Below are 640 nucleotides of genomic sequence, written 5' to 3'. Positions count from 1 at the left end.
GCCCTGATCCATCGCCATCAGGCACGAAAGGCACGCACCGACATGCGCGACTGGGCGAAGGCGCGACGGGAACGCACTCATCATCTGATCGAACTGGGCGGTCTGGTCCAGAAGGCGGGACTGGTCGATCTGACCGATGATGACCGCGCCACCCTGCTCGGGGCTTTTCTGGATATTGCAGGACAACTACAGGGCAGCAATGATACTGCTCCGATTGACCTGAAAGCACGCTGGAGACGTGCACTCACATTTTACTGTGCCACAAGGGTTGATTGCTCTGGATGAGTGACGCGGTTCTCGCCTGCGTGGTAGAGTATGCCACAGACCAGCAGGACAGAGGGCGGAAAATGCGCAGGCCACGGGACATTGATGCGGAACTGAAGGCGCTTCAGGAAAAGGCAAAACAGCTTAAGGCGCAACGGACCCTCCAGCTCGGCGAACTGGTCGAGGCGACGGGAGCCGATACCCTGTCGATCGAGGCGCTGGCCGGGGTGCTGCTTGCGGCTGTCGAACAGGCGGACGGCAAACCAGAAGCCGTCGCGGGACTATCCTGAATTTTGTGCGGTGTGGTGATAAATTGCTCGAAGAGGAGCCCCCGCATGAGCATTGATAAAGACCTCCTGGACCGCCTGATGGAAGG

1 protein-coding gene and 1 pseudogene are annotated in these 640 nt (G+C 59.2%); both read left to right on the top strand.

All coding sequences use genetic code 11. The features are described from left to right. Nucleotides 1-42: 42 nt before the first annotated feature. On the top strand, nucleotides 43-285 hold the full coding sequence (locus CFR72_RS16920; RefSeq protein ID WP_110914823.1) for a conjugal transfer protein TraD: 243 nt from the start codon (nucleotides 43-45) through the stop codon (nucleotides 283-285). Next, a pseudogene (locus CFR72_RS16915) lies at nucleotides 282-542 on the top strand (conjugal transfer protein TraD); the annotation flags it as partial. The gene CFR72_RS16920 and the pseudogene CFR72_RS16915, both read left to right, overlap by 4 nt. Nucleotides 543-640 lie beyond the last annotated feature (98 nt).

It is taken from the genome of Gluconacetobacter entanii (assembly GCF_003206495.1).
GTDB classification, from domain to species: Bacteria; Pseudomonadota; Alphaproteobacteria; order Acetobacterales; family Acetobacteraceae; genus Novacetimonas; species Novacetimonas entanii.
Note: the sequence above shows the minus strand (reverse complement) of the source record. Positions and strands in the feature narration are given on the sequence as shown.

Coding starts and splice junctions, on each gene's coding strand:
- CFR72_RS16920 (WP_110914823.1), top strand. CDS start 43: ATGCGCGACTGGGCGAAGGCGCGACGGGAACGCACTCATCATCTGATC.